The following is a 24,541-nucleotide window of genomic DNA, read 5'->3' on the forward strand; positions in this document are numbered from 1 at the left end:
TTCCATATTTAGTCTGTGGCTTTAAAGTTGGCTAACAAGAGGAACTCAACGTGACGTCTCCCGGATCGGCGCGCAATGCCCGCCCCCGCCGCAATGCGGCATCGAAGGATGAAGGTTCGTCGGTCAAGGCCATCGCGGCCGATGTGTCGGTTGCTACGAAAGCTTCCAAAGCGCGTGCCCCCGCTGTCAAGAAACCCGCTGTGAAGGTGGCCGCCAAGCCGTCAAAAGCCACATCGCGAACGCGCGACGACAAGGACCTGCCGCTCTTCGAAGACATCCGCTATCTCGGGCGTCTCCTCGGCGACGTCGTGCGCGAGCAGGAAGGCGACAAGGTCTTCGATGTCGTCGAAACGATTCGTCAGACCGCAGTGAAGTTTCGTCGCGAGGAAGACAGCGAGGCGTCGCAGGCGCTGGACAAGCGCCTGAAATCGCTTTCGCCCGAGCAAACGGTGAGCGTCGTGCGCGCGTTCAGCTATTTTTCACATCTGGCGAATATCGCGGAGGACCGGCATCACAACCGGCGTCGCAGGATTCATGCGCTTGCGGGTTCCACGCCGCAAGCCGGGACTATGGCTTATGCCATCGAACGGTTGAAGGCGAGTCCGAATGCCTCGTCGGCGAAAGCCACGCTGCAAAAGTTCTTCGATGACGCGTTGATCGTGCCCGTTCTGACCGCTCATCCGACCGAAGTCTCGCGCAAGAGCATTCTGGATGCGCAGCACGAAGTCGCGCGTTTGCTCGCCGAGCGCGATCAGGAGCTGACCGTCCGCGAACGCGCCCACAACGAATCGATGCTGCGCGCCCGCGTCACATCGCTTTGGCAAACGCGGATGTTGCGCGACGCGCGCCTGACCGTCGCCGATGAAATCGAAAACGCGCTCTCGTATTACCGCGCGACCTTCCTCGAAGAAATCCCCGCGCTTTACGCCGACATTGAAGCCGCGCTCGCCGAACACGGCCTGCCCGCGCGCCTGCCGGCGTTCCTGCAAATGGGAAGCTGGATTGGCGGGGATCGCGACGGCAATCCGAACGTCACCGCGCCCACGCTGGTTCACGCCATCACGCGCCAGGCCACGGTGATTTTCGAACACTATCTGGAGCAAGTGCATAAGCTCGGCGCGGAATTATCGGTGTCGAACTTGCTGGCCGGCGCGAGCGATGCGCTCAAAACACTCGCCGATGCTTCCCCGGATTCGTCGCCGCATCGGACCGACGAGCCTTATCGGCGCGCGTTGATCGGCGTGTACGCACGGCTCGTGGCTTCCGCCGATGAGCGTCTCGGCGCCGGCGTGGTCGCGGCGCGCAGCCGTCATCCGGCGAAACCGTATGCATCGGCGACTGAGTTTGCCGCCGATCTGAACGTGCTGATCGAATCGCTGGCCGCGCACCATGGCGAGTATCTGTCGGCGCCGCGTTTGTCGCCTTTGGCGCGCGCGGCGGAAGTGTTCGGCTTCCATCTGGCGAGCATCGACTTGCGTCAGAGTTCGGACATCCACGAAGCGGTGATCGCCGAACTGCTGGCACGCGCGGGCGTTCAGGACGATTACGCCGCACTGCCCGAAGCCGACAAGATCACTTTGCTGCTCAACGAACTGGCCCAGCCACGGCCGCTGCGCCTGCCCTATTTCGACTACTCGGACCTCGCGAAGAGCGAACTCGGCGTGCTGGAAGCGGCGCGCGTGACGCGCGAGAAGTTCGGTACGCGGGCTGTGCGCAACTACATCATTTCGCACACGGAAACCGTCAGCGACTTGCTCGAAGTCATGTTGCTGCAAAAGGAAACCGGCTTGCTGCAGGGGCGTCTGGGTCACGCGAAGGATCCCGCGCACGATGGCTTGATGGTGATTCCGCTGTTCGAGACCATCGCCGACTTGCGCAATGCGCCGCACATCATGGGCGACTTTTTCGCGCTGCCTGGCGTGAAAAAACTGGTCGAGCTGCAAGGCGGCGAGCAGGAAGTCATGCTCGGTTACTCCGATAGCAACAAGGACGGCGGCTTTCTTACATCGAACTGGGAGTTGTACCGGGCCGAACTGGCACTCGTCGCTTTGTTCAAGCAGCACAAGACCACGCTGCGGCTCTTTCATGGTCGCGGAGGCACGGTCGGGCGCGGCGGCGGTCCGACGTATCAGGCAATCCTGTCGCAGCCGCCGGGTACCGTCGATGGCCAGATCCGTACGACCGAGCAAGGCGAAGTGATCGCGAGCAAGTTCGGCAATCCGGAAATCGGCCGGCGCAATCTTGAACTCGTGGTGGCCGCTACGTTGGAAGCGTCGCTTTTGCCGCACGAAAATACGCCCGCGCAGTTGCCCGCGTTCGAAGCAACCATGCAGACGCTATCGGATTCGGCGATGGCCGCGTATCGCGCGCTGGTTTACGAGACACCCGGATTCAAGGAGTATTTCTTCGAATCGACGCCCATCTCCGAGATTGCCGAGTTGAATATCGGCAGCCGGCCGGCATCGCGCAAACTTCAGGATCCGAAGCAGCGCAAGATCGAGGATTTGCGGGCGATTCCGTGGGGCTTTTCGTGGGGCCAATGCCGTTTGTTGCTGACCGGCTGGTATGGCTTCGGCAGCGCGGTGACGGATTTCCTCGATACCGCACCGGACGCCTCCGAGCGCACCAAGCGTCTTGCCACGCTCAAGAAGATGCACAAGACGTGGCCGTTCTTCGCGAATCTGCTGTCGAACATGGACATGGTTCTGGCGAAGACGGACATTGCGGTGGCATCGCGTTACGCCCAGCTCGTCACCGATAAAAAACTCCGCAAGCACGTGTTCAGCCGGATCGTGGCGGAATGGGAACGGACGTCGAACGTGTTGTCGGAGATTACGGGACACAGCGAACGGCTCGCGAATAACCCGCTGCTCGCGCGCTCGATCAAGAACCGGTTCCCGTATCTGGATCCGCTGAATCACTTGCAGGTGGAGTTGCTCAAGCGGCATCGAGCTGGGGATGACAACGTGCGGCTCGGGCGCGGGATTCATTTGACCATCAATGGGATTGCGGCGGGCTTGCGGAATACGGGGTGATTTTGCTTAGCAGCCGGGTGGCTTCGAACCCACCCGGCTTTTTTAATTATTCCGCCCCGACCATCAACGCATCCAGTTCGAACGATCCATCGTCCTGAACCGCGAAATACTGGCGCACTTCATCGGGTGCGTTCTTCCATATCGAGCGAATCGCCGTCACTCTTTCCGGCGGCGTACGCATTCTCTCAACCCACGTATCGAATTGAAGCGGCAGGCGCCACCGGCTGCGAATCTCCGCGTTGAATCCCGCTTGCGCGAACAAAGCCAGCCACTCATCCCCACGATAATCCCGGATATGCGAACCATCGCGCAGCACTTCGACGGCCTGAATATGGGTATCGAGTAATGGATGATCCGCGCCCGCAATATCCACGAATACCACGCGCCCGCCCGGCTTCAGAACGCGCCGGACTTCCTTGAGCGCCGCTGGCACGTCGTGCCAATGGTGCGCGCTCATGCGGCTCAACACGCGGTCGAAGGTGGCATCGGGGAACGGCAGGCGTTCGGCGGGACCCTGGTACGTCGTGATGTTCTCAAGCCCGCGATCTTTCGCGGCGGCGGCGACCGTCGTCAGCATCTGTTCCGCGATGTCATACGCCACCACGCTTCTAGCGTGCGGCGCGACTGAAAAACTCACGTGACCCGCACCGCAGCCCAGGTCGAGCACGACCGCGTCCGGAACGGCCGCGACTTCGCGCGCGAGTTCCTGCAGATCCGCGCCCGTCGCGTGGACGGCGCTGGTGAGATAGGCGGCGGCGGTCGAACCGAACGCGTCGGCGACCTGATCGTGATGTTTCATGGGGCAACTCCAGGTTTTTGTCAGTGTTTTATCGGCGACAGCAACGCTACAATAAGCGCCGCCTTGTACCGGTACAAGTTGTGCAGTTATTCTGGTATCTAAAGTACCCGAACGCGCATCGAACTCATTTCAAACGTGCATTCATGACCTTGTCGTCCGCGTCTCCATTGGCCGCCCACGCCGCGCCACCACTCGATGCCACCCCGGCTCGCGCGCTTGGCGAGTTCATTCGTGCGCATCGCGAGCGTCTTTCTCCGATGGCCGTCGGCCTCCCGCCGGGCCCGCGCCGCCGCACGCCCGGTTTGCGTCGTGAGGAAGTGGCGCAGTTGTGCGGCGTGAGTCCGACTTGGTACACGTGGATCGAGCAAGGACGGCCGGTGTCCGCTTCCGCCGATGCGCTCGCGCGGATCGCCGTGGCGTTGCAGCTTTCGCGTGCCGAGCGGGCTTATTTGTTCGAACTCGCCGCCCAGCGCGATCCTGCCGAGCCCGACCCGGCGGCGCAGGACGCACCGGCTTCGCTGCTGAAATCGGTGGAATTGATCGACGCCCCCGCCTACGTTCTCGACCGCCAATGGAACGCCCTGCGATGGAATGCGCAAGCTGCGGCATTGTTCGTGGGCTGGCTGGATGGGGAGCGGGATCGGAATCTGCTCTCTTTCACCTTTACCGGGGCCGGAGCACAAAGTCTGATCGTCGATTGGGAAACGCGTGCGCGCCGGCTGGTGGCCGAGTTCAGGGCTGATTCGATCCGTCACCTGAACGATGCCCCGACCCGCGCGCTCATCGATTCACTCAGCGCGGCGAGCGACGCTTTTGGGCGCTTTTGGGCATCGCAGGACGTGGGTGAGCGTGAAGGCGGCACGCGGGAATTCAACCATCCGACGCGCGGCCGCCTCGTTTATGACCAGATTACGTTCAAGCCGGCGCATCGCGAAGATCTGAAGCTCGTGATGCTTGTCGGCGTTTAAGGCAGACGAATACTGAGATCTGAAGCACGAGCACGCAGCACAAAAAAATGCCCGGCCTATTGGGACCGGGCAAAGCCGCTTCTCCTCGGCCAAGGCCAGAGGAGAACGGGGACACATGGTGAGCTACGCCGATTGCGCGAAACTCTTGCGCAACCCAAAGCGGGCTCGTATCCGTTATTACGTTTGAAAAAGCGAAACGGATTCATCCGGATGCAAAAAAACCAATGCGGCTCAAAGCGATTATTTCGGTAATATCGATCGCGCCGCCCACCCGACCGGTCCCATGACGACAATCCTCTCTCACGACCCGACCCCCGACACCCTCGTGCAATTGCTCGACCGTGTTGCCAGCGAAGACGCCGCCGCGTTGCGCGCGCTCTACGATTTAACTTCATCGAAACTGTTTGGCCTCGCGCTTCGTATATTGGTGAAGCGCGAGTGGGCCGAAGAAGTTTTGCAGGACGCGTTCGTCAATATCTGGCGATACGCGGGGGACTACAAAGCAGGCCTGTCCGCGCCAATGACCTGGATGGCGGCAATCGTCCGCAACCGGGCACTCGATTATTTGCGGCGGCAGAAAGCCAACGGGGCGAGCGCCGAAACCGAATGGAGCGATGCGTTGGACGATACCCTGCCGGCGAACGAGGCAGATCCCTCCGACCAGATGCTGATGAGCCAGGAAGCACGGCAACTCGCCATCTGCATGGACCGGCTCGAAGCCAATCAGCGCCAGGCCGTGGCGCTTGCATATTTGCGTGACCAGAGCCATAGCGAAGTGGCCGATGTTCTCAAAGTACCGCTCGGCACAGTGAAGTCGTGGATTCGTCGCGGCCTGGAAAAACTCAAGACGTGCCTGGGAGGGTTGTGATGGATCTGCATCGATACGCAGGCCTTGTCGATCAGCTCGCAGCCGAATACACGCTCGGCGTGCTGCGGGGTGGTTCGCGAAGACGCTTCGAAAGTATTTCCCAGCACGATCCGGCCATAAGGCTGGCCGTCGAAACCTGGCGTTTGCGGCTCGCGGCCATGACCGAGCTCGGACCGGCTGTCGCACCGCCGCCCGAAATCTGGACGGCTATCGAACGGCGGCTGAATCTCGTCAATGCCCGGCGCGATGCGGCGGCAGCTCGCCCGGTTCCGGCAGTGCCCGAACGCGTCCGGCCGAAGCCGGGCTGGTTCGAGAACCTCTCGTTCTGGCGCGGCTGGTCGATCGCGGCGACCGCGATCGCTGCTATCGCGCTGGTCGTGTCGATCCGCGAGCTTTCGACCGTCGCCCCCGTGCCCGTGCCTACGCCCGTGCCGCAAGTGGCGCAGGAACCGCGCATCGGCTATGTGGCAACGCTTGCTGACGAGAAGTCCAACGCCCGCATGCTCGTGACGTGGGATGACCGGACCTCCGAAGTGACGGTGCGCCGCCTGAGCGGCTCGTCCGATCCCTCCGATAAATCCATGCAGCTCTGGGGCCTGCCGAAGGAAGGCCATCCGGTGTCGCTCGGCGTGCTGCCGGTCGGTGGAACGGCGAAATTCAAGGCGGCTTCTGTGAGCGCTTATCCGGTGCTGGCGGTTTCTGTCGAGCCGGTCGGCGGATCGCCGAATCCGAACGGGCCGACCGGGCCAGTGGTTTATACGGGTAAGGTCATTCCGGCAGCTTGATGGTTTTCACGCGGTGAATCTTCAAGGGGCGTCGAGAGACGCCCTTTTCTTTTGCGCGCTGCGTACGTTTGGCTGCAGGTTTGTCATTGCCTGTAAAATCGGCAGTTCCGCGGTTTTTTGTCCTCTTACGAACCTCACTATGACGTCCCAACTGCACAAGAAAGGCGAAGCCTGGTCGGCTCGCTTCAACGAACCAATGTCCGATCTGGTCAAGCGCTATACGTCATCGGTGTTCTTCGACAAACGTCTGGCGCTCGTCGATATCCAGGGTTCGCTCGCCCACGCTGCCATGCTGGCCGCGCAGAAGATCATCGGCGATGCGGATTTCCAGGCCATCCAGAAAGGCATGACGCAGATCCAGGGCGAGATCGAGCGCGGCGAGTTCGAATGGAAGCTCGACCTGGAAGACGTGCATTTGAATATCGAGGCGCGTTTGACAGCGCTGATCGGCGATGCCGGCAAACGCCTGCACACGGGCCGTTCGCGCAACGACCAGGTCGCAACCGATATCCGTTTGTGGCTGCGCGGCGAGATCGACCGGATCGGCGAATTGCTGATTGAACTGCGCCGCGCGCTGATCGATATCGCCGAGCAGAATGCGGAAACCATCATGCCGGGCTTTACGCATTTGCAGGTTGCGCAGCCGGTGACGTTCGGGCATCACCTGCTCGCCTATGTGGAGATGTTCACGCGTGACAGCGAACGCATGATCGATTGCCGCAAACGCGTGAATCGATTGCCGCTTGGCGCCGCGGCGCTGGCAGGAACGAGCTATCCGATCGACCGCAATGCCGTTGCGAAAACGCTCGGCTTCGATAGCATCTGCGCCAATTCGCTCGATGCCGTTTCCGATCGCGATTTCGCCATCGAGTTCACGGCGGCTGCGGCGTTGATCATGACGCACGTGTCGCGCTTCTCCGAAGAACTCGTGCTGTGGATGAGCCCGCGGGTTGGTTTCATCGATCTGGCCGACCGCTTTTGCACCGGCTCGTCGATCATGCCGCAGAAGAAAAACCCCGACGTGCCCGAACTCGCGCGCGGCAAGACGGGGCGCGTGAACGGCAATCTGGTTTCTTTGTTGACGCTGATGAAGGGCCAACCGCTCGCGTACAACAAGGACAATCAGGAAGACAAGGAACCGCTGTTCGATACCGTCGATACCGTCTCCGACACCCTGCGCATTTTTGCCGAAATGGCATCGGGTATCACGGTCAAGCCGGACGCCATGCGCGCAGCAGCGCTGCAGGGATTTTCGACGGCGACGGACCTCGCCGACTATCTTGTGAAGCGCGGTCTGCCCTTCCGCGATGCGCACGAGGCCGTGGCGCTCGCCGTGCGCATTTGCGTGGATCGCGGTTGTGATCTGGCCGATCTGACGCTTGATGAAATGCGCTTGGAGTTGCCGAACGTTGCGCATCTGATTGGTGAAGATGTGTTCGAATATTTGACGCTGGAAGGATCGGTGGCGAGCCGGAACCACGCTGGTGGGACGGCGCCGGAACAGGTTCGGGCGGCGGCGAAGGCGGCTCGGGCGGCTTTGGGATAATCAACTGGTTAAGAGCGAACTTGAATATCGTAGCCGATTCGGCTACGATTGTAGCCAATCATGCTACATTCGCCCGTTGAAACACTTTTCAGTGGCTATCGCCGACGTGTCCTCGGACTTCTCCTGCTAAGACCGGATGAGTCCTTTCACGTCCGTGAGATCGCACGTCTTACCGGCACCTCCGCCGGCACGCTCCATAAAGAACTTACCAAGCTCGCCGAGGCTGGCATTCTGGTCGCCGAGCGGCGTGCTAACCAATTGGTCTATATGGCCAATCGCGCGTCGCCGATCTACGATGAACTGGCCAGCATCATGCGGAAAACCTCGGGTTTGAACGACGTCATCGCGAATGCGCTTGCTCCCTGTGCGGGGTCTGTCGATGTCGCTTTCGTATTCGGCTCGATTGCGCGCGGACAAGAAACTGCGCATAGCGATATCGATGTAATGATTCTCGGTGAAATCAGTTTTGCCGAGGCGGTCAGGCGCTTGTATCCGGCGCAAACCACGCTGGGACGCGAAATCAATCCGAAAGTGATGTCGGCACAGGAATGGCGCGCAACCGTTGAGCGCAAGGACGGGTTCGCGCTGGATTTGATGAACAAGCCGAAGATCTACGTGGTGGGTAATGAGCATGACCTTGCAGAACTTGTTGGGAATCACCCTTGATGCAATTACCCCGAATCGAGAGACGATTGGACGGTTGCTCGCGGCCGCGCAACGCAATTTACTCGATGCACGGCTTGAAGCATTAAGCCCGGAAAATCGCTTCGACGCAGCGTATAAAGCGATCATGCAACTTGCCATGCTGTCACTCAACGCTAACGGTTTCCGACCGCTTACCAGCCGGCCTGGACATCATCAGACCGCGATCCAGTCATTAACGCTCACCATCGGCCTGCCGGTGGAACGGATGATCGTTCTCGAGGCGTTGAGGAAACAACGCAATCTCTCCGACTACGGTGGTGATCTTGTAACAGATGCCGCGGTGCACGAATGCATATCGAGCGCCTCGGCTCTTCTCGATAAAGTTCAAGCGTGGCTCACCGATAACCGGCCGGAGTTTGCTGGCGACTGAGCGAGATCAACGGCGGCAGCGTCCGAAGATTTTCGGGATAATTCGCTCATCCCTTGGAACCAAGCGCCCATGATCATCCGCCCCAAACTCCACTGGTTCCGCATGTTGTTCGTCTGGCGAGGGTCCGTGCTGCCGCAACTCCTGCCGCGGCTTGCGCTGATCTTCGTGCTGTCCATCGCGGCAATCGTGATGCATGACCACGTGCGCAATTACCCCGTCGGGCTAGGCACGCCGCCGTTCGCGCTGGTAGGCATCGCGCTCGCGGTGTTCCTCGGCTTTCGGAATAGTGCGAGTTATGAGCGCTGGTGGGAAGGCCGCAAACTTTGGGGATCACTGTCCATTCACGGACGTTCGTTGGCGCGTCAAGCGTTGACCCTGCCGCGCGGCGTCAAGAGCGAGGACACGCGTGAGTTCATCGCGGCGATCGGAGCGCTTGGTCACGCGCTGCGCCACGAAATGCGCCGCACCGATCCCCTTCCCGATCTCGCCACGCGGCTGACGCCTGCGTTATATCAGCGCACTGTCAAAGCGCAAAATCGATCGACAACAATCTTGCGCTGGCTCGGCGAATGGTCTGCCGCCCGTGCACGCGAAGGCGCGCTCGATGGCTACGGCACGCTCGCGTTCGAGCAGAATCTCAACGAGTTGTCGGGTGTAATCGGCGGCTGCGAGCGGCTCGCTTCTACACCATTGCCCTTCTCGTACTCGGTGATGATTCATCGAACCGTGTATTTGTTCTGCGTGCTGCTGCCGTTTGGTCTTGTCGATGGCGCGGGCGTGTTGACACCTTTGTTCGCGCTGCTGGTCGCGTACGCGTTCATGTCGCTGGAAGCGATCGCCGCGCAGATCGAAGACCCATTCGGCCTGGAAGAAAACGATCTGGCGCTGAGCGCGCTCTGCGATGCGCTCGAAACCATGCTCTACGATATGACCGCCGATCCCGATTTCAAGCGGCCGCCGAAAGGATTGCCGGAGCCGGGCGTGACTGGACGCAGGTTTATCGTGACTTAAGCAAACAAGGCCCGCGTTCTGCGGGCCTTGTTCATTGCACTCTATAACGCCGCCTTAACGCTCGAGCGCGACGCAATCCACGAAATACTCAATCCGTCCGTTGATCATCTCGCCAACCAGCCCGTGGATATCCGTATGGAAGCCAGGGAAACGCTCGTTGAATTCGCGCGCAAAACGCAAGTAATCCACGATGGTCTTGTTGAACCGCTCGCCCGGAATCAGCAACGGAATGCCCGGAGGATACGGCGTCAGCAGAATTGTTGTCACGCGTCCTTCGAGTTCATCGATAGGCACCCGGTCAATCTCGCGATGCACCAGCTTCGCATACGCTTCGGACGGCTTCATGGCCGGTTCCATGCTCGACAGATACATCTCGGTGGTAAGCCGGGCGATATCGTTCGCACGATAAACACTGTGAATCTGCTCGCAAAGATCGCGCAATCCCATGCGCTCGTACGACGGATGCTGCGCAATGAAGTCCGGCAGCACGCGCCACAAAGGCTGGTTGTTGTCGTAGTCGTCTTTGAACTGTTGCAGTTCGGTGACCATCGAGTTCCAGCGGCCCTTCGTGATCCCGATCGTGAACATGATGAAGAACGAATACAGCCCGGTCTTCTCCACAATGATCCCGTGCTCCGCCAGATACTTCGTCACGATCGCGGCCGGAATGCCCGACTCGCCGAACTCGCCGTCCACATCGAGTCCCGGCGTGATGATGGTCGCCTTGATGGGGTCGAGCATGTTGAAGCCTTCGGCGAGCGCGCCGAATCCATGCCAATGATCGTTCGGCTTCAACACCCATTCTTCGCGATCGCCGATGCCCTCTTCGGCCAACGCTTCCGGGCCCCAGACCTTGAAGAACCAGTCGTTGCCGTATTCGTCATCGACCTTGCGCATTGCGCGGCGGAAATCGAGCGCTTCAGCAATCGATTCCTCCACCAGCGCCGTGCCGCCCGGCGGTTCCATCATGGCCGCGGCCACGTCGCACGACGCGATGATCGCGTATTGCGGGCTCGTCGACGTATGCATCAGATACGCTTCGTTGAAGCGATGTTTGTCGAACGTGCTGTTCTCGGAATCCTGAACAACGATCTGCGATGCCTGCGAAATCCCCGCGAGCAGCTTGTGCGTCGAGTGCGTGGCGAACACCAGCGCGCCCGTACGCGGACGGCCGGCGCCAATGGCATGCATGTCCTGATAGAACTCATGGAACTCGGCGTGCGGCAGCCAGGCTTCGTCGAAGTGAAGCGTGTCGAGCATGTCGCCAAGCAGATCCTTGATCATCTCGACGTTGTAGACAATGCCGTCGTAGGTACTTTGCGTGATCGTCAGGATGCGCGGCTTCACATTCGGATTTTTCGCGATCGCCTCGCGCGCGAACGGATTTGCTTCAATCTTCTTGCGAATGTTTTCCGGCTTGAACTCGTCGCGCGGAATCGGTCCGATCAGCCCGAAGTGATTGCGTGTCGGCGTGAGGAACACCGGAATCGCGCCGGTCATGGTGATGGCGTGCAGGATCGACTTGTGGCAATTCCGGTCAACCAGCACGATGTCGCCGGGCGCGACGGTCGCGTGCCAGACAATCTTGTTCGATGTCGACGTGCCATTGGTCACGAAAAACAAATGGTCCGCGCTGAAAATACGCGCCGCGTTTCGTTCCGATGCCGCCACCGGACCGGTATGGTCGAGCAATTGGCCGAGTTCATCGACGGCGTTGCAGACGTCCGCCCGCAACATGTTCTCGCCGAAGAACTGGTGGAACATCTGGCCAAGGGGGTTCTTCAGGAATGCCACGCCGCCCGAGTGTCCGGGACAGTGCCACGAGTACGAACCCTCTTCGGCGTATTGCACGAGTTCCTTGAAGAACGGCGGCGCAAGCGCATCGAGATACACCTTTGCCTCGCGAATGATGTGGCGCGCGACGAACTCCGGCGTGTCCTCGAACATGTGGATGAAACCGTGCAGTTCGCGCAGGATGTCGTTGGGCAAATGCCGCGACGTGCGCGTTTCGCCGTACAGGAAAATTGGGATATCCGCGTTGCGCCGGCGCACCGCCTGCACGAACGCGCGCAACGCAACAATCGCGGAGGCCAGCTCCGGCGCGTCGCCCTCGGCGAGCACCACGTTGCTGTCTGCATAAGGCAGCAACTCGTCGTCATCGATCGACAAGATAAAACACGACGCACGGCTGGACTGCTGCGCAAACGACGTCAGATCGCCGTAACTCGTCAGCCCGAGCACCTCGACGCCTTCGCGCTCGATCGCCTCGGCGAGCGCGCGAATACCGGAACCCGAAATGTTCTCGGAACGAAAATCTTCGTCGATGATGACGACGGGAAAACGGAACTTCATCAGGCGAATCTCCAAATGGAACGACCGCTGACCGAGTTGTGCATGCTCGAGTCCAGCGGTCTTTCAAAAAGTGTTGCAATGACGTTTCTATACAGCAAATGCCGTGACAGATCCGTCAGGTTTTCGGCAGCGTCACGCCGCTTTGCCCTTGATACTTGCCCCCGCGATCAGCGTAGGAAGTCTCGCAGATTTCGTCGCTTTCAAAGAACAGGACCTGCGCCACGCCTTCGTTCGCGTAGATTTTGGCAGGCAAAGGTGTCGTATTCGAGAATTCGAGCGTCACATAGCCTTCCCATTCGGGTTCGAACGGCGTCACGTTCACGATGATCCCGCAGCGCGCGTACGTGGATTTTCCCAGGCACACGGTCAGGCACGAGCGCGGAATGCGAAAGTATTCAACCGTACGGGCCAGCGCGAAGGAATTCGGCGGAATGATGCAGACGTCGCCCTTGAAGTCGACGAACGATTTTTCGTCGAAATTTTTCGGGTCGACAATCGTGGAATTGATGTTCGTGAAGATCTTGAATTCGTCGGCCACGCGAATATCGTAGCCATAGCTCGACGTGCCGTAACTGACGATTTTCCTGCCGTCTTCTGACACACGCACCTGATCGCGCACGAACGGCTCGATCATCTTGTGCTCTTCGGCCATGCGCCGGATCCACTTGTCGGACTTGATGCTCATAGGGAACGCTACCCAACGAAAGAAGCGGCTTGAGAGAAGCCGCCGTGCATGAAACAGGGCGTGGCCGGGAACCTGGATTGCATGCAGATGCATGCCAAAGCCAGCGGGACCCGCCGAGAAGCGCGTATTTTACTTGATGTGGTGGCCCACGCGACGGGACCTGGCCAAGAAGCCAGGCCAAACGTTTTAGAGGCCTGATTTTATTGACGAATCACGCCGCACGCGAGTGCGGGACCGGCGCCGCGCGGGCTGAGCGAATACGAGTCGGACGTATCGCGATGAAGCAGCACCGCGCGCGCGAGAACCGAGCGCACGCCATCGAGCGAGAGATCGGGCGCAACGATAAACCCCGTTGCCGATCCGTTTGCGTCGGCCCGAATGGTTGCCAGGTCGCCTTCGACTTTCGATGACCGGCTGCGATCGGCCGCCGGTGAGAAGACCGGGCCGCCGTCGGACGAATTGGAGACGATACAGTCGCCGCGCTCGTGGATCTGCAGCGCGTGCTCGCTGTTGGGCGGCATGCCGGACAGGTTGTATGAAACCTGCACGCCATCCGCGCGTTCGATGAACGTCAACGACCCGCTCGCACTACTGCCCGCGGTAGGCTGCAGCGTCGCGTCGGCGCGTTTTTCGTGGTTCTGGAACAAAATGCCGCAGCCACCGAGCAGCAAAGTGCCGGCGGTAAGAGCGAACCCCGTGGCCGCGCTCGTGCTCCAGCGTGCAATCAGGCCCAGGGCCGGGTTTGTCGTGGCAGGCAGGTTGTTCGATCCAGGCCCGTCGAATCTTCGTTTCATGCAATCCTCATGGCGACCTCGCGACCACCCCGTGTGCTCGCCTGACCGCGCCAATCGAAGGCCACATGATACCGCGACACGCATGAGGCCTGACCTCCGTGGCCGCTCAGGTGTTCTGCACCACGATGCTCGGGAACATCGACGTCATGTCGCGCTGGCGCTCCGCAATCGAAATCGCCACCTTGCGCGCGATCGACCGGTACGCGTCGGCAATCTTGCTGTCCGGCTGCGACACCACGGTGGGCTGGCCGGCATCGGTTTTCTCGCGGATAGCGATGTCCAGCGGCAAGCTGCCGAGCACCGGCACGCCGTATTCCTTCGACATCCGCTCGCCGCCGCCTGCGCCGAAGATGTGTTCCTCGTGGCCGCAATTCGAGCAGATATGCGTGCTCATGTTCTCGACGATTCCCAAAATGGGAATGCCGACCTTCTCGAACATCTTCAAGCCCTTCTTGGCATCGAGCAGTGCGATGTCCTGCGGCGTGGTCACGATCACGGCGCCCGTCACCGGGACTTTCTGCGACAGCGTCAACTGAATGTCGCCCGTGCCCGGCGGCATATCAACGACCAGATAATCGAGATCCATCCAGTTCGTCTGACGCAGCAACTGTTCGAGCGCGGAAGTGACCATCGGGCCGCGCCAGACCATCGGGTTGTCCTGCTCGATCAAAAAGCCGATGGAATTCGCCTGGATGCCGTGGCCGACAAGCGGGTTCATCGACTGGTTGTCGGGCGATTCCGGGCGCCCGCTGATGCCGAGCATCATGGGCAGCGAAGGACCGTAGATATCGGCGTCCAGCATGCCGACCGATGCACCTTCCGACGCAAGTGCGAGCGCAAGATTTACGGCAGTCGTGCTTTTGCCGACTCCGCCCTTACCCGACGCCACGGCGATAATGTTTTTTACATTCGGCAGCAACTTCACCCCGCGCTGGACTGCGTGAGCCACGACCTGCGACGAAACGTCCACCTTCACGTCCTGGACGCCCGAAACATTGGCGACAGCCTCCGCGATTAGTGCGCGAATTGCATCGAACTGACTCTTTGCCGGATATCCCAGCACGACGTTGACGGTGACATGGGCGCCGTCTATGGTCACGTTGCGGATGCTTTTTGCGTCCGCGAAAGTGCGGCTGGTATTGGGATCGATCAGGCCGCCAAGGGCGGTGTCGATCTGGGCGCGATCAAGACTCATCGAGACTCCGTGGGAACGCTTGTTGCGAATAGGGATCGAACACTTTCGCGCACGTGGTATGAAATTTGAAAGGAATTGTTGCACGACATTGCGTGGCGGACGCGTGCGCTGCACTATCCCACGCTGCCATGGTCTGGGGACGCATCGTTTTAAGCGCTTGAATCCTTGGCCGTATTGTAGTGGCAGGCGCAACGGCACGCCGGAAGACCCCACAGGGAACTTCCGTGCAAGCCGGGCGGCTGCCTCGATTGAATCCTGGAGAAATGAAATGAACTCGAAAATGATGACGCGCTTGTCCGTAATCGCCGTAGCCGGTGCATTGGTCGCCGGTTGCGCTTCGCAGCAGGGCAATAACGCTGCTGTGGGCACCGGCATTGGCGCTGCGACCGGCGCCGGCATCGGCGCGATCTTCGGCGGCGGCAAGGGCGCGGCCATCGGTGCAGGCGTCGGCGCTGCTGCGGGCGGCATCACCGGTTACAACTGGCAGGCCATCAAGGGCAAGCTGACGGGCGCAACGCAAGGCACGGGCACGCAAGTGACCGAGCAGCAAGACGGATCGCTGAAGGTCAACATCCCCAACGCAATTTCCTTCGATACCAACAGCTACGCCATCAAGCCGACGTTCGCGCCTGTGCTCGACCAGGTTACGCAAACGCTGGTGCAGCATCCGGAGCTGATCGCCCAAGTGGTTGGCCACACGGACAGCACCGGTCAGGCGGCTTACAACCAGACCTTGTCGCAAAATCGTGCACAAAGCGTGGCGTCGTACCTCGCCGGACACGGCGTTGCCGCTCAGCGTCTGGCAGCTTCGGGCATGGGACAGACCCAGCCTATCGCTGACAACGCCACCGAAGCCGGCCGTGCACAAAATCGCCGCGTAGAGATTTATCTGCGCGCGACGGCACAACCGGGACAAGTGCAGTAAGCAGATTGATTTACAAGGGGAATTGACACTTTTGGCGGCGCAGCCAAGGTTTTGACCGGTTCTGGAAAATATCGCGAAGAATCGCGAGAAAGCCGGAAAATATTTGAAACTTTGGCCGCACACCGCGTGTCTGTATTAGCGGTAGGTGGCTGGCAGTGCCGCCACGTGCCATTCTCCTCTTGTCGTTGTTGCTCCGGGGCCCGCTATATCGCCCCGGTTTTTTTTCGCCCAGAATTTGCGCACTGCCGGGTTTTGGCCCAGCCTGCGTCACCTTCCCCCGCTCCCAGCGTGCTGTTCGCCTCCTGCTAGAATCGTGGTTCGCTTTTTCACGCAATCATCGACTTTCAACCGCAGGTCAGCGCCTTATGTCATCGTCAGCACCGATTTCCGCACCCGCCCACCGTCGAGTCCTCGTCACGTCCGCGCTCCCGTACGCGAACGGCCAGATTCATATCGGCCATATGGTCGAATATATCCAGACGGATATCTGGGTCCGGACGCTGCGAATGCACGGTCACGAGGTGTATTACGTCGGCGCTGACGATACCCACGGCACGCCCATCATGCTGCGCGCCGAACAGGAAGGCATCACGCCGAAACAATTGATCGAACGCGTTGGCAAAGAGCACAAACGCGATTTCGACAGTTTCGGCATTTCCTTCGATAACTACTACTCGACCGATGCCGAGGAAAACCGCGTCCTGTGTGAATCGATCTATAAGTCGCTCCAGGAAGCCGGCTTGATCGATGCACGGGATATCGAGCAAGCCTACGACCCGGTCAAGGAAATGTTCCTGCCGGACCGCTTCATCAAGGGCGAATGCCCGAAGTGCGGCGCCAAAGACCAATACGGCGACAATTGCGAAGTGTGCGGCTCGACGTACCAGCCGCTCGACCTGATCAACCCGTATTCGGTGGTCTCGGGCGCAACGCCCGTGCGCAAGACATCGACGCACTACTTTTTCCGCCTATCCGATCCCCGCTGCGAAGACTTCCTGCGCGGTTGGGTCAGCGGCCTGGCGCAGCCGGAAGCCACGAACAAGATGCGCGAATGGCTTGGCGACAAAGGCGAAGCCAAGCTCGCAGACTGGGACATTTCGCGCGATTCGCCGTATTTCGGCTTTGAAATTCCGGGCGCTCCGGGCAAATATTTCTATGTGTGGGTAGATGCACCTGTCGGCTATTACGCCAGCTTCAAGAACCTGGCCGATGCGCGCGGCCTCGATTTCGAAGAGTGGATCCGGCCGGGAACGAAGACGGAGCAGTATCACTTCATCGGCAAGGACATTCTGTATTTCCATACGCTGTTCTGGCCGGCCATGCTGCAGTTTTCCGGTCATCGGACGCCAACGAACGTTTTTGCCCACGGTTTCCTGACCGTCGATGGCGCGAAGATGTCGAAGTCGCGCGGCACGTTCATCACGGCGAAAAGCGTGATCGACACGGGTATCAATCCGGAGTGGCTGCGCTATTACTTCGCCGCGAAGCTGAACCACACAATGGAAGACATCGACCTGAATCTCGATGATTTCCAGGCGCGCGTAAACAGCGATCTGGTCGGCAAGTACGTGAATATTGCGAGCCGGGCGGCGGGTTTCCTGATCAAGCGTTTCGATGGCCGCGTGCAGGACAGCGCGATGAACCATCCGCTGCTACAGCAATTGCGCGCGGCGGTTCCGCAGATTGCCGCGCTGTTCGAAGCGCGCGAATATGGCCGCGCGCTGCGCACGACCATGGATCTCGCCGATGCTGTCAACGGATATGTGGATACCGCGAAGCCCTGGGATCAAGCAAAGGACCCGGCGAATGCGGCCGCGCTGCACGAAACCTGCAGCGTCAGCCTGGAAGCGTTCCGTTTGCTGTCACTCGCGTTGAAGCCGGTGTTGCCATTGCTGGCGGAATCGGTGGAAGCGTTTCTGGGTATCAAGCCGCTGGTTTGGGCAGATACAACCACGCCGCTCAGCTCGTCGCAACCGATCAACGCGTACAAACACTTGATGACACGTGTCGATCCGAAGCAGATTGAGGCATTGATTGCGGCGAACCGCGAATCGATCGCGCCGGGACAAGCTGCGGCTGCGGCAGTTGCTGCGCCCGCATCGAAGAAAGCCGCGAAGGAAAAAGCGCCGGAAGCCGAAGGCACAATTTCCATCGATGACTTCGCGAAAGTCGATCTGCGTATTGCGAAGATCGTGGATTGCACGGCCGTGGAAGGTTCGGACAAGCTGCTGCAACTGACGCTGGATGTTGGCGAAGAAAAAACGCGCAACGTGTTTTCCGGCATCAAGTCGGCGTATCAGCCCCAAGACCTGATCGGCAAGTTCACGGTGATGGTCGCGAATCTCGCGCCGCGCAAGATGAAGTTCGGATTGTCGGAAGGCATGGTGCTGGCGGCATCGGCGGCGGACGAGAAAGCCGAACCGGGCCTGTATATCCTCGAACCGCACGGCGGCGCTAAGCCGGGAATGCGCGTGAAGTAAAGTCCCGGGCAAAGCGTAAAGTGAAGAGCCGTTCAACTCGCGTTGAACGGCTCTTTTTACATGCCTACTTCTCCGACGGCCCGTTTCTTCGCGCCCACGAATCGAAGCGTCGCGTATAAAGCAGATCGAGCCCCTGGAACGTGCCGCCATATGCGGAAACGGACCAGAAACGCGAGAGGTTCAGCGTCATCTTGATGGCGTTGCTTGCGGACTGCAGGCCCTGCTCGTAGCCGAGCACAAGGCGTTCGTTGATCGCCTTCGACAACATCACGACTTGCGGATCAGTCAGTCCGACCTCACTGGTGCCGATAGAAAATTCATCCAGCCCGAAGGTCTGCGCGATCCGCTTGCCGCTCGCGCTTCCAAGCAATGCCAATGCGTTGGTCATCGCGCTTTGCTGGCCCACGTTGTTGCCCTGATCCGTGCCATGACCGAACAGCAGCCATGACAGCTTTTCGTTGTCCGGCACGTTCGGCTCGGAAATCAGTTTGGCATTGGGCGCCTGCACCGTTCCCGTCACTTGCACGCCGGCTTCGATTTCCTGATTGCGGCGCATTGCGAGGATGTTGATGCCGGGATTAGCGACCGGCCCGTTGAACGTGAAGAATCCGTTCTCGATACCGAGTTTTCGCCCGAACGCCGTGTACGTTGAACCGGGCGTCACCCGCACGTTGCCGACCGCGCGCAACGGCATATTCGGCGCGCTCATCGCGGTAATGGTTCCGGCGAGACCCAGGTCGGCGCCCGCGCCACGGAAACGGAACTTCTGCCCAAGGTTGATATCGATATTCGCGCGTGGCGCAAACGCGCCCACGGGTTTGTCGCCGGTGGCCACCACAGCCTGGTCTTCGCCCTTCACCGTGCCGTCCGGCCGCACGATCACGACGTCGTCGCCGAGCGAAGGCGCCGATTGCTCCGGCAGATCGAAAAGCGCGTGATCGACAGTGAACTTGCCGTCGATATTCATGCCCCCCTTCAACCCCGCATTCGCCACCGACGCGCTACCTGACAATTGCAACTGCCGGTCCGGCGACGCAAACAGTTCCAGCTTGTCCGCAATGATGCTCGCCGTCAGATCCGGCTGATCCTGATCGAGCCGAACCTTGCCGGTGGCGCGCAACGTGCCGCTCGCGCCGTGGAACTCGACCTGCTGCAGATCAACGAGGTTCTCGGAAAGTGCAATTCGGATCACGCCGTCCTTCAACTGCACGCCCTGATCGATGACCGTCACCGACAACCCGTCGCCCGTCAGCATGCCGGACACCGTCGGCTTGGCGACGATTCCCGCGATAGTCAGCTTGAGGCCAATCCGGCCATCGAGCAGGTAGGTCGGGCCGATCAATCCGCCCGTTGTGCGCAGCGTCGGCACATTGGCTTCAATGCCGCCGCTCACAGGCGCTTCATCGGACACGGTCAGCACGCCATCGCGCGAAACCAGCGTTGTATGGACGTTGGCATCGATCACGCCGATGCGCGACGCCTGCGCGTGCAACGTGGCGTTGAGCCGATTGCCGCCGGTGAAATCGGCGCGCGCGGCGATGTCCGTGATGCCGAGCGCGGCGACGCCACGAGCGGCATCGATGGAAACGTCACCACCACGCCGCTTCACCTGCACATAGCCCGTCGCGGTCGCGCCGAGCGCGAAGTTCCAGTCGCCATCGAAGACGAGGTCGGTCTTGATTGGCGGCGGCCCCCCCATCAGCTCCTGACGGATTTCAAGCATTCGCAAAACGGAGAGATTGGTGAGCGACCCCACGGAACTGATCCGTCCGCTGTCGAATGCGAACGATTTCAGGTCGAGCACGGCGCCCTCCGCCGACAATCGCGTCGCGCCCAGCGCAACATGATTAGGCGCGTAACTCACGGTCAGCGGCGCGTCGAGATTCAGGTTCGGCGTGCCCTTATTCGATAAACGCGTGACCGTGCCGTCCCAATGCGCGCCGTCGCGGGCGTCCGTCAGGCGCCCGTTCGCCGCAAGCGTCAGATTGACCGCATTGCCGCGCAACTTGCCAACGGCCGTCGCGTTGAGCGTGTGATTGGCGCGCGTGCCGTTCAGGTCAGCGTCGAAGCTCGAAAGGTCGACGCCGTCCGTGCTGACATCGCGCGCCTTCAACGTGAACACGAGCGCCCCGTTCGCGCCGTCCCGCGCCTCGGCCCGTCCTTCTGCGTGGCCGACGCGATTGGCGCCGAACACCACGCTGTCGGCCTGATAGTTCGCCGCAACGTTCGGATGCGCAAACGAACCGGTGAGATCGCCGTCCGCCTTCACGAGGCCCGCCAGGCCGAAGCCAAGGCGCTCGAGCTGCGGTGCATCGATTCGAAAACGCAAGCGATCGCTCGGCGTACCGAAGCTGCCATTCAGATCGACGTTATTACCCGCGATGGAAAGCGTCGCATTGCTCGGCAAGATGCGCGTTCCCACTACCTGGACGGTCCCCGAGCCGGTTAGCGGCAAATTGTCGTAGACGCTGTCGCCGAGCTTGAATTGCGCTTTCGTGGTGAGTGTCGGCGCGAGTACGCCGGTCGCGGAAAGCGTGCCGTTGACGCGCGCTTCTATGGTCCGCGGTTTCGCGGCCGGTCGCTTTGCGCCCTTCGCCGGCGGCGGCGTTGCGAGCAGTTGATCGGACAGCAACAACGGATTGAAATCGACGATCTTCGCCTTCAGGTCGTAGCTCGAATGCACATCTTTCTTGAGCGCGCCGCTCAGCTCGACATGCCCCTTCCCCACGCTCACCTTCACGGCGTCGAAGGCGGTTTGCTTCGGATCGAGGGTGATCTTGCCCTGCGCGCGCAGCGCGGCCTTGGCGTCGTTCAGATCGAGCAAGATGGTCTGCGTATCGCCAGCAAGCTTGATACCGATCGGTCCACCAAACTGCGTCGGCCGGATGGTCGATTGAATTTGATTCAAATCGAGCTTTGCCACTTTCAGGTCGAACTCGCCCTTGCCGTCTTTCAGAGTCCCGCCGCCCGTGAGCGTCGCATCCTTCAAAAGCCGCACGTTCAGACCAGAGATGATTTGCTCGGAGGCATCGAGCTTCACGTTCGCATGGGCGTCGATCAGGGGGATCAACTGCTTGTCCACAGTACCCGGCTTCGCATTCACAATAGAAACCGGCCCGGTCACGACCAGCGCGTTCGGGGTTGCCGGATCGGGCTTCAGTTCGGCGCGCAACGCCAGATCCGCGAACGGCGCGCTCGCGCTGAACGCCTGCGGATTGACATGATCCACGGTGACGAGCGCGCGCTTGAGCGGCACGTCGCCGAACGGCTCGGCCTCCACGTGCGCATTGCCCTTCAGCTTCATGCCGCTGGCATCGATATCCGCCGTCAGGTTCTCGAGCGACCCGGAAAGGCGCGCGGCAACTTGTACGGTTTCGTCGCTTACCTTGCCTGAATAACCGACATCGCCCGTCAGCGGAAACGGCCGCGCGCCGCCGTCGAGCTTCAGCGCCGCCGTGACCGCGCCGAACGGCGTATCGAGGCGCTGGACGGTGGCCGCGTGATGACGGCCATCGCTATGACCCGACAACGCGAGCCGGGAAAATTCCGTGGTCGTCGCGCCTTCGTGAAGACGCAGTTTGTCGAGCGTGACGTCGCTGATGACAAGCTGGATCGGCAAGCGCAGATCCTTCGGCAACTCGACCGGGCTGGTACTTTTCGGCGATGGCGCTATCCGGGCATCGACCGTTCCGACATGCAAATAGTCGATGGTGAAACGCAACGGCTCGCGCGTCAGTTCCCACTTGCCCGAGACCTTGTCCACGGCGACGTCCGTACCGTCGGCGCCTTTCCAGTGAACGTTGCGCAAATGCAGGCCGGTCGAGATCGCACCGCCATCGAGCGTGCCGCTCAAACGCCCGCCAAGCAGCGACGTTGCCGCCTGCCAGACATAACGTGTCCCGCGCTCGCTGCTCAGGCCGTACAAAATCATTGCGAGACCAAGCGCCAGGCACAGCACCAGCACGAGAACACTACCGCCCAGCCATTTTGCGAACCGCCGCCAGCCGCCGCGCTTCTTCGGAACCGGCTTGCCGCCTTCGGACGCGCCGTCTCCCCGGCCCTTCGAAGGGTCCGGTCGGTCTGCGGGCGGTTGGCCATTCTGTTCCGTCATGCGCGAAAGAACACGTTAAGCAAATTCATCAAAAGGCAATTCCAAGCGTCAGGTACGGACGGATATCGCGGTTTTTGAAACCATACGCAATATCCACGTTCACGGGTCCGACGGGACTGCGCCAGCGCACGCCCACGCCCGCGCCGGGTTCGAAAACGCGCTCGCTCCAGGTGTCGGCGGCCGCGCCGATATCGAAGAATGCCGCGCCGCCCCAGTCGTGCGTAAACCAGTGCTGATATTCCGTGCTGCCGGTCAACAGGTATTTGACCGGCAACACCGAGCCATCGACGTCGTGACCGATACTTTGATAGCCGTAACCCCGTACCGAATTCGCGCCACCCGCACGAAACAGCAGCGACGCCGGAATTCCGCTCGACCCGCCCGTGGTGAACACGCCGCCGAACTCCGCGCGGAAGACGAACAAGTCGCTCTTGCTCAGCGGCAGGTATTGCAGCAGGTTCGTGTACACGCGGCCAAACGTCTGGTCGGTGAGAATGCCTTTGACAGCAAAGTCAGCCTCGGCACGAATCAAGTTGCCCGAGCGCGGAAACAGCGGGTCGTCCACGTTGCGGCGCACCCATTGCCACGAAGGTACCAGCGCGCGGCTCGTTGTAGGCGGTCCGACGTTCTGCGTTAGCCGATCGGCATAGAAAAGCAGCGAATACGTGGTGTCGATGTTCTGCAGCGAGCGCGAACGCTGCACGCCGGCGCGCGCGCTGTAGATGCGCGTATCGGACACATTGGTGTTGGTGTACGAAGCCAGCACGCTGTTCACCCACGCCCGGTTGCCCGGCGGCATGGCGAGCTGGACCTGCCCATATTGCTGCGTCTGGTCGATACGGCCCGACACCGTGAATGGATAAGCCTTCCCGAACGTATCCAGATAGCTGTAGGCGCCCTGGATGTGCGGCCCGGTATCGGTCGCGTAACCCACGCCGTAGCGCACGCTGTTATACGGGTATTCGCTGACCTTCAGGTGCATCGGCGTTTCGACGGGCTTGGTGACGTCGTTATCGGCGTCGATGGCAACCGACGCGTAATACGGCGTGTTCTGCAACTGGCGCTGCATTTCGTTCACGCGCGCTACGTCGTAGATATCGCCCTCGTGAATGGGGTTCACGTTGTGAATGATCTGTTCGGGATAGCGCCGCACGCCTGACACGTCGAGCTTGCCGAACGTGAAGGTCGGGCCGCTGTCGAACGTCACCGAGAGATCCACGATATGCGTGCGCGGGTTGACTCGCGCCTTTGATTGCGAAATCTTCGCGCCCAGATAACGCCGCGACTGAAGCGCTTTCAGCGAGGCATTTTTCGCATCGTCCCACGCGCCTTGCGAGAACGGATCGCCTTCGTGAACGGAAAACGCAAAGCGCGCGGTGTTTTCCTGCGCGCGATCCTCCTCCGTGATCGCGCCCTTGAAGGTGAGCGACACGGAGGCGACCTTGGTTTGCGGGCCGGGATCGACGGAGATCGTGACGGAGCGTTTGTCGCCCTCGCGTTTGACGTCGGTGCGCACCACGGGCGTGAAATAGCCGTCGGTGGAGACGAGATCGCGCACTTCCTGTGGTGTGGCCGTCACGAGGAAGTCGAATTGTTCGTCGCTGATATCGTCGCGTTTCTTGAAACGGGACAAATCCAGATGGTCCTTCAAGAGCGACCTGACGCTGCGGGGAGCGTCGATATCCACGTCATATTTGGCGTGTGCGGGCACGGCGAAGACGCAGAGCGCCAGCGCGTGGAGCGACCAGACGGCGCGTCGCACGAGTGACGACGCACGGGAAGGCGCTTTCGACGATGCAACCAGCGGCGTTTTCAGCCGCCGGTGCTCGGCTTGCCCGCGCTTGAAGCGCAGCGGATCAAACAGGCGCCCCGCCAAACGTGACCTCCGGGTTGGATAAAACAAAGAGTTGGG

At 60.6% G+C, this 24,541-nt stretch carries 17 protein-coding genes; 10 read left to right on the forward strand and 7 right to left on the reverse strand.

All coding sequences use genetic code 11. The annotated features are described in order from the left end of the window. Nucleotides 1–50: 50 nt before the first annotated feature. The gene (ppc, locus tag HB633_RS08250) at nt 51–3,035 is read left to right on the forward strand and encodes a phosphoenolpyruvate carboxylase (protein ID WP_213777594.1); all 2,985 of its coding nucleotides are present in this window, start codon (nt 51–53) and stop codon (nt 3,033–3,035) included. Nucleotides 3,036–3,081: 46 nt separating this feature from the next. On the opposite strand, the gene HB633_RS08255 is transcribed toward ppc, so the two are convergent. Continuing rightward, nucleotides 3,082–3,834, reverse strand: a complete 753-nt coding sequence (locus HB633_RS08255; protein WP_213777595.1) for a class I SAM-dependent methyltransferase — start codon at nt 3,832–3,834, stop codon at nt 3,082–3,084. A gap of 143 nt (nt 3,835–3,977) precedes the next feature. Here HB633_RS08255 and HB633_RS08260 point away from each other — a divergent pair, with 143 nt between their 5' ends. From HB633_RS08260 to HB633_RS08290, 7 genes are all read left to right on the forward strand, one after another. Beyond that, nucleotides 3,978–4,802 (forward strand): helix-turn-helix transcriptional regulator, encoded by an 825-nt coding sequence (locus HB633_RS08260; RefSeq protein WP_213777596.1) that lies wholly within the window; start codon nt 3,978–3,980, stop codon nt 4,800–4,802. Between the two features lie 283 nt (nt 4,803–5,085). Then, nucleotides 5,086–5,670: a sigma-70 family RNA polymerase sigma factor gene (locus HB633_RS08265; RefSeq protein ID WP_056351862.1), complete on the forward strand. Its 585-nt coding sequence runs from the start codon at nt 5,086–5,088 to the stop codon at nt 5,668–5,670. After that, entirely contained in the window at nt 5,670–6,455 is a 786-nt protein-coding gene (locus tag HB633_RS08270; RefSeq protein WP_213777597.1) for an anti-sigma factor, read from the forward strand. Before HB633_RS08265 ends, HB633_RS08270 begins: the two co-directional genes overlap by 1 nt. Before the next feature lie 139 nt (nt 6,456–6,594). Further along, nucleotides 6,595–8,001 (forward strand): argininosuccinate lyase, encoded by a 1,407-nt coding sequence (argH, locus tag HB633_RS08275; protein ID WP_213777598.1) that lies wholly within the window; start codon nt 6,595–6,597, stop codon nt 7,999–8,001. 60 nt (nt 8,002–8,061) lie between these two features. Then, nucleotides 8,062–8,667, forward strand: a complete 606-nt coding sequence (locus tag HB633_RS08280) for a nucleotidyltransferase domain-containing protein (protein ID WP_213777599.1) — start codon at nt 8,062–8,064, stop codon at nt 8,665–8,667. Beyond that, complete coding sequence (locus HB633_RS08285; RefSeq protein ID WP_213777600.1) at nt 8,633–9,076, forward strand: DNA-binding protein; 444 nt, start codon at nt 8,633–8,635, stop codon at nt 9,074–9,076. Before HB633_RS08280 ends, HB633_RS08285 begins: the two co-directional genes overlap by 35 nt. 69 nt (nt 9,077–9,145) lie before the next feature. Continuing rightward, nucleotides 9,146–10,087 carry a bestrophin family ion channel gene (locus HB633_RS08290; protein WP_213777601.1) on the forward strand — a complete coding sequence of 314 codons (942 nt, stop codon included), beginning with the start codon at nt 9,146–9,148 and terminating at the stop codon, nt 10,085–10,087. Nucleotides 10,088–10,141: 54 nt separating this feature from the next. Here the strand turns inward: HB633_RS08290 and HB633_RS08295 are convergent, their stop codons facing one another. From HB633_RS08295 to apbC, 4 genes are all read right to left on the reverse strand, one after another. After that, entirely contained in the window at nt 10,142–12,439 is a 2,298-nt protein-coding gene (locus HB633_RS08295) for an arginine/lysine/ornithine decarboxylase (RefSeq protein ID WP_213777602.1), read from the reverse strand. Nucleotides 12,440–12,554: 115 nt separating this feature from the next. Beyond that, on the reverse strand, nt 12,555–13,124 hold the full coding sequence (dcd, locus tag HB633_RS08300) for a dCTP deaminase (protein ID WP_056351848.1): 570 nt from the start codon (nt 13,122–13,124) through the stop codon (nt 12,555–12,557). 200 nt (nt 13,125–13,324) lie between these two features. Continuing rightward, complete coding sequence (locus HB633_RS08305; protein WP_213777603.1) at nt 13,325–13,918, reverse strand: superoxide dismutase family protein; 594 nt, start codon at nt 13,916–13,918, stop codon at nt 13,325–13,327. A gap of 106 nt (nt 13,919–14,024) precedes the next feature. Beyond that, a complete protein-coding gene (gene apbC, locus HB633_RS08310) occupies nt 14,025–15,113 on the reverse strand; it encodes an iron-sulfur cluster carrier protein ApbC (RefSeq protein WP_213777604.1) in 1,089 nt (362 codons plus the stop codon). A 268-nt stretch (nt 15,114–15,381) separates the two neighbouring features. Here apbC and HB633_RS08315 point away from each other — a divergent pair, with 268 nt between their 5' ends. Continuing rightward, nucleotides 15,382–16,038: an OmpA family protein gene (locus HB633_RS08315; protein ID WP_213777605.1), complete on the forward strand. Its 657-nt coding sequence runs from the start codon at nt 15,382–15,384 to the stop codon at nt 16,036–16,038. A gap of 365 nt (nt 16,039–16,403) precedes the next feature. Further along, nucleotides 16,404–18,518: a methionine--tRNA ligase gene (metG, locus tag HB633_RS08320; protein WP_213777606.1), complete on the forward strand. Its 2,115-nt coding sequence runs from the start codon at nt 16,404–16,406 to the stop codon at nt 18,516–18,518. A 64-nt stretch (nt 18,519–18,582) separates the two neighbouring features. On the opposite strand, the gene HB633_RS08325 is transcribed toward metG, so the two are convergent. Together HB633_RS08325 and HB633_RS08330 are read right to left on the reverse strand one after the other, a co-directional pair. Next, the gene (locus HB633_RS08325) at nt 18,583–22,629 is read right to left on the reverse strand and encodes a translocation/assembly module TamB domain-containing protein (protein WP_213777607.1); all 4,047 of its coding nucleotides are present in this window, start codon (nt 22,627–22,629) and stop codon (nt 18,583–18,585) included. Between the two features lie 28 nt (nt 22,630–22,657). Next, nucleotides 22,658–24,391: an autotransporter assembly complex family protein gene (locus HB633_RS08330; protein WP_346730287.1), complete on the reverse strand. Its 1,734-nt coding sequence runs from the start codon at nt 24,389–24,391 to the stop codon at nt 22,658–22,660. Between the last annotated feature and the right edge of the window lie 150 nt (nt 24,392–24,541).

The organism is Caballeronia sp. dw_276 (genome assembly GCF_018449635.1).
Taxonomy (GTDB): domain Bacteria; phylum Pseudomonadota; class Gammaproteobacteria; order Burkholderiales; family Burkholderiaceae; genus Caballeronia.